The organism is Mycobacterium sp. TH-M116, from assembly GCF_057473685.1.
The window spans coordinates 1-5,436 of record NZ_JBYCLC010000281.1 but is presented as its reverse complement, the minus strand read 5'-3'; the positions used below and the strand labels follow the sequence as shown (position 1 = coordinate 5,436).

Below are 5,436 nucleotides of genomic sequence, written 5' to 3'. Positions count from 1 at the left end.
ATCAACCCGTACTCGGTCAGGGCATCCACCGCGTACTGACTGCAGCTCGGCACGAACCGGCACGTCGGGGGTCGAAGTGGAGACACCATGTGCCGATAGAGCTGGATCAGGAAAACCACCGCACGGACGGCCGCTGTGCCCGTCCCGCGAAAGGCCTCTCGCGAGCGCACCACTACGCTCACCGACCGCTGCCGGCCCGTAGCCACGAGCGTCGCAACCCCCGCCGGAGTTGATGCTCCAACCCCACAGACGACAGCTGGAGGCTGCCTGGCAACGCGCGGATGACCAGCCGATCGGAGGGATCCAGATCATCGAGAATCGTGCGGGCGGCGTGGCGCAGGCGGCGTGATACCCGATGGCGCTCAACCGCCGAGCCCACCGACTTGCCCACGATCAACCCCACCCGCGGACCCGTGCCCGCATCCTGGTCGCCAGCCCTACGAACGTGCACGACCAGATCGGGCTGTGCCGTACGCGTCCCGTACTTCACCGTCAAGCCGAACTCCGATGACCGCCTCATGCGGTTGCGTGCGGGAAGCACCGCCAGAAAACCTGTCGCTGAAGATCAGGCAGAGAGCGCGTGGCGCCCCTTACGGCGCCGATTGGCGACGATCCCGCGTCCCGCGCGGGTCCGCATCCGCAATCGGAAGCCGTGCACGCGGGCGCGGCGGCGGTTATTCGGCTGAAAGGTCCGCTTGCCCTTGGCCACGGCGTTCTCCTCGTTGTGTCTCGGTCCACGTAACCCGGCCATCCGTTCGTGGAAGTGTCATCATGACCACGGTCGGCGGTGGGTCTTGCTGCTGTCCCGGCGCAGTTCCCCACGACAACGTGGGTCGCAGCCGTATCGCCGACTTTCGGGCGACTGTTTGAGGGTACTGACGAGCTATCCCTGGGTCAAACCTGGCCTGCAACAACGGCCCGTTCCGCTCCCGAAACCGAAGCCCGCGTCCACACACCGCGCACTTCGGCGGTTCTCGCCCCGGACAACTGGAATGCAACTCAACGGTTGGCAGCCGCACAGAAAACTGTTAGCTTCTTGCCATGCCGTGCCGGACTCAGTCGGCGGCCGACATCCAAGTGACGATGGCGGATCGACTGGCTGGCTAGGCGACCTCGACTGGTAATCTCCATCCCGGAAGATTGCACGTCTGTCGGGGTGGTTTGTTGCCCGCACTACGTCTTGTACACAGTTGTGTATAACTCATGTGGATAATCGCTTCGTCGTCATTGCCCCTCGACCCGGGATATGCGAGGACCAGGGAGATACGTCGTTGACCGATGACCCCGGTTCGACTTTCACGACGGTGTGGAACGCGGTCGTCTCCGAACTCAACGGCGAGCCCGCCGGTGATGCTCCCGCCGGCAACCGCGCAACGCTCGTCACCCCTTTGACCCCTCAGCAAAAGGCGTGGCTCAATCTGGTTCAGCCGCTCACCATCGTCGAGGGCTTTGCTCTGTTGTCGGTGCCGAGTAGCTTCGTGCAGAACGAGATCGAACGCCACCTGCGCGAGCCGATCACCGACGCCCTGAGCCGGCGACTCGGACAACAGATCCAGCTCGGGGTCCGCATCGCTCCGCCTCCCGACAATGTCGACGATGATGCGGTCACCCCCGCGGAAACCTTGCCCTCGGCACCCGAACTTGATCTCGCGGACGACAACGACGATCAGGACGACGACGTGCCCCTCGGTGCCGAACAAGGCTGGCCTCACTACTTCGCCGAACGTCCGCGCAACTCCGATCCTGCGGTCACCGGCGGAACCAGCCTCAACCGCCGCTACGTCTTTGACACCTTCGTCATCGGCGCATCCAACCGGTTCGCCCACGCCGCGGCCCTCGCGATCGCCGAGGCACCGGCCCGCGCCTACAACCCGCTGTTCATCTGGGGCGAGTCCGGCCTGGGGAAGACCCACTTGCTACATGCCGCCGGCAACTACACCCAACGCCTGTTCCCCGGGATGCGCGTGAAGTACGTGTCCACCGAGGAATTCACCAACGATTTCATCAACTCCCTGCGTGACGACCGCAAGGTCGCCTTCAAGCGCAGCTACCGCGACGTCGACGTGCTGCTGGTCGATGACATCCAGTTCATCGAAGGCAAAGAAGGAATCCAGGAGGAGTTCTTCCACACGTTCAATACGTTGCACAACGCCAACAAGCAGATCGTCATCTCCTCCGACCGGCCGCCCAAACAGCTGGCCACGCTCGAAGACCGACTGCGAACACGCTTCGAGTGGGGTCTCATCACCGACGTCCAACCCCCCGAACTCGAAACACGCATCGCCATCCTGCGCAAGAAGGCACAGATGGACCGGCTCGCGGTGCCCGACGATGTCCTCGAGCTGATCGCCAGCAGCATCGAGCGCAACATCCGCGAACTCGAAGGTGCCCTCATCCGCGTCACCGCGTTCGCGTCCCTGAACAAGACCCCCATCGACAAATCGCTGGCGGAGATCGTGCTGCGCGACCTGATTGCCGACGCCAGCACGATGCAAATCAGCGCGGCAACCATCATGGCGGCCACCGCGGAATACTTCGACACCACCGTCGAGGAGTTACGCGGACCGGGCAAGACGCGCGCACTGGCACAGTCCCGCCAGATTGCGATGTACCTGTGCCGCGAGCTCACCGACCTCTCCCTGCCCAAAATCGGCCAGGCGTTCGGGCGTGACCACACCACGGTCATGTACGCCCAACGCAAGATCTTGTCCGAGATGGCCGAGCGGCGTGAGGTGTTCGATCACGTCAAGGAACTGACCACACGTATCCGTCAGCGGTCCAAGCGCTGACGCGCACTCTTTTTTTCCGAAAAACTTCTTACTCCTCTGTCACAGGAGTCACGTCATCGTGTTGTGCGCAGCCATGTGTATAACGCGGGCGAAAACCGGCGCCCCCACCACACACCCGTGCACACTCGCGATCAATCCCCAGCCGCCAACCCACCACCACACAGGCGACGAGCTCGTCATCCACAGCCCAACGAGCCACCTAGCTGCACGGGATCCTGCTGTCCCCAGCATCCACAGCCCCTATTACTGGTACTGATATCTCTTCGATCGTCATTCTTTGAAAACCGGCCCTGGGGACACTCGGATAAACAGGTGCCGTGTGGCGGTTGAGGCTTCGCGTTGTCGGACCCTGCCGCTAGCTTTCAAGATGGCCCCAGACGATCTACGGTTGATCTTCGGCTGCCGTTGCGGTCGTCATGGCCCACCTGTGCCATCGACGTTCGTCGCGGGGACCGACGCTAGTGGGGGGCTGGCCCTGGGATTTGAACACGTGTCAGGTGAAGGGACTCTTTATGGACGTGGCGACGACAGCAGCTGGCGTCACCAACCTGAAGTTTCGGTTGGTGCGGGAGTCCTTCGGCGACGCGGTGTCGTGGGTGGCCAAAAACCTACCCACCAGGCCCGCGGTGCCGGTCCTCTCCGGAATCCTGTTGTCCGGTTCCGATGATGGCCTGACGATTTCCGGGTTCGACTACGAGGTTTCGGCCGAAGCTCAGATCCCGGCCGAAATTACTTGTCCGGGAAGTGTTTTGGTTTCGGGACGGTTGTTGTCCGACATCACGCGGGCGTTGCCCGACAAGCCCGTCGATTTCTGTGTCGACGGCAACCGTGTCGCATTGACCTGCGGGAACGCCCGGTTTTCCCTGCCGACGATGGCGGTGGAGGATTACCCGACTCTGCCCGCCCTACCGGAGGACACCGGCACCTTACCCGCGGATCTGTTCGCCGAGGCGATCGGCCAGGTCGCCATCGCTGCCGGCCGTGACGACACTCTGCCGATGCTGACGGGGATCCGGGTCGAAATCTCAGGTGACAGGGTGGTACTGGCCGCCACCGACAGATTCCGGTTGGCGGTTCGTGAATTGACGTGGTCGGCGTTGTCGCCCGATGTGGCGGCGGCGGTGTTGGTACCGGCCAAGACGCTGGCCGAGGCCGCGAAATCCGGGACTGACGGATCCGACGTGCGGTTGTCCCTGGGCGCGGGCGCCGGGTTGGGCAAGGAAGGCCTGCTCGGTATCAGTGGTAACGGCAAACGGAGCACCACCCGACTCCTGGATGCGGAATTCCCGAAGTTCCGTCAGCTGTTACCGGCTGAGCACACGGCGGTGGCGACCATGAACGTGGCCGAGCTGACCGAGGCGATCAAGCTGGTTGCGCTGGTGGCGGATCGTGGCGCGCAGGTGCGGATGGAATTCTCCGACGGCGTCCTGCGACTCTCGGCGGGCGCCGAGGATGTCGGCCGCGCCGAGGAAGATCTGCAGGTGGACTTCGTCGGTGAGCCGTTGACGATCGCGTTCAACCCGACGTATCTCACCGACGGGTTGGGATCGGTCCATTCCGAACGCGTGTCGTTCGGATTCACCACCCCGGGAAAACCGGCATTGCTGCGTCCGGTGTATTCCGAGGACAGCCATCCGTTCGGCCCGGGCCCGTTCTCCGTTCCGCCGACCGATTACGTGTATTTACTGATGCCAGTTCGGTTGCCCGGCTAGGTGTATGTTCGGCATTTGGGACTGCGTGATTTCAGGTCCTGGGCGCAGGCCGACCTCGAATTAGGACCGGGCCGGACGGTGTTTGTCGGCCCCAACGGCTTCGGAAAGACGAATCTGATCGAGGCACTCTGGTACTCGACGACGTTGAGCTCTCACCGAGTCGGCACCGACGCGCCATTGATCCGGGTGGGTTCTGAGCGGGCCATCGTGTCAACGATTGTCGTGAACGAAGGTCGCGAATGCGCCGTCGACCTGGAGATCTCGGCTGGGCGCGCCAACAAGGCCCGCTTGAACAGGTCTCCGGTGCGCAGGACGCGCGACGTGGTCGGGGTGCTGCGTGCAGTGCTGTTCGCACCGGAGGATCTGGCGTTGGTCCAGGGTGACCCGGCCGAACGGCGGCGCTATCTCGATGATCTGGCCACCATCCGCCGGCCGAGTATCGCAGCCGCGCGCGCCGACTACGACAGAGTGCTACGGCAGCGCACGGCATTGTTGAAATCCCTTGGTGGGGTGCGGTATCGGAATGATCAAAGCGCGCTGGACACACTCGACGTGTGGGACAGCCGGTTGGCAGAGCACGGTGCCGATGTGATGGCCGCCCGAATCGAGTTGGTCGAGCAGCTGGCACCTGAGGTGGAAAAGGCCTACCGGCTGCTGGCGCCGGGGCCACGTCCGGCGTCGATCGTCTACCGGGCGAGCCTGGCCGGGCAGAGCCCAGCCGGTGACCGCGCATCTCTCGAAACAGCGCTCCTGGCCGCGTTGGCGGCACGGCGTGACGCGGAGCTGGAACGCGGGATGTGCCTGGTCGGGCCGCATCGCGACGACCTTGAGCTAAGGCTGGGTGATCAGCCGACGAAAGGCTTTGCCAGCCATGGGGAATCGTGGTCTTTTGCGGTGGCATTGCGATTGGCCGCATACGAATTGTTGCGGTATGA

The 5,436-nt window shown here is 63.5% G+C and carries 6 protein-coding genes; 3 read left to right on the top strand and 3 right to left on the bottom strand.

All coding sequences use genetic code 11. The features are described from left to right. The 3 genes from yidD to rpmH form a co-directional block, all read right to left on the bottom strand. On the bottom strand, positions 1-173 hold a 173-nt coding region (gene yidD / locus AC2VOK_RS14055; RefSeq protein WP_428901030.1), incomplete at its 3' end, for a membrane protein insertion efficiency factor YidD. Positions 174-178: 5 nt separating this feature from the next. Then, on the bottom strand, positions 179-541 hold the full coding sequence (rnpA, locus tag AC2VOK_RS14050) for a ribonuclease P protein component (RefSeq protein ID WP_343709138.1): 363 nt from the start codon (positions 539-541) through the stop codon (positions 179-181). 24 nt (positions 542-565) lie between these two features. Further along, positions 566-709 (bottom strand): 50S ribosomal protein L34, encoded by a 144-nt coding sequence (gene rpmH, locus AC2VOK_RS14045; protein ID WP_343709139.1) that lies wholly within the window; start codon positions 707-709, stop codon positions 566-568. Between the two features lie 562 nt (positions 710-1,271). On the opposite strand from rpmH, the gene dnaA reads away from it, so the two are divergent. The 3 genes from dnaA to recF form a co-directional block, all read left to right on the top strand. Beyond that, positions 1,272-2,789 (top strand): chromosomal replication initiator protein DnaA, encoded by a 1,518-nt coding sequence (gene dnaA, locus AC2VOK_RS14040; RefSeq protein WP_428901028.1) that lies wholly within the window; start codon positions 1,272-1,274, stop codon positions 2,787-2,789. A gap of 512 nt (positions 2,790-3,301) precedes the next feature. Next, positions 3,302-4,501 (top strand): DNA polymerase III subunit beta, encoded by a 1,200-nt coding sequence (gene dnaN, locus AC2VOK_RS14035; RefSeq protein WP_428901029.1) that lies wholly within the window; start codon positions 3,302-3,304, stop codon positions 4,499-4,501. Further along, positions 4,502-5,436: DNA replication/repair protein RecF (gene recF, locus AC2VOK_RS14030; protein WP_428901027.1), on the top strand; the 935-nt coding region annotated here is incomplete at its 3' end.

Excerpts from the sequence above, each read along its gene's own strand:
- dnaN (WP_428901029.1), top strand. The coding sequence starts at position 3,302 with ATGGACGTGGCGACGACAGCAGCTGGCGTCACCAACCTGAAGTTTCGG.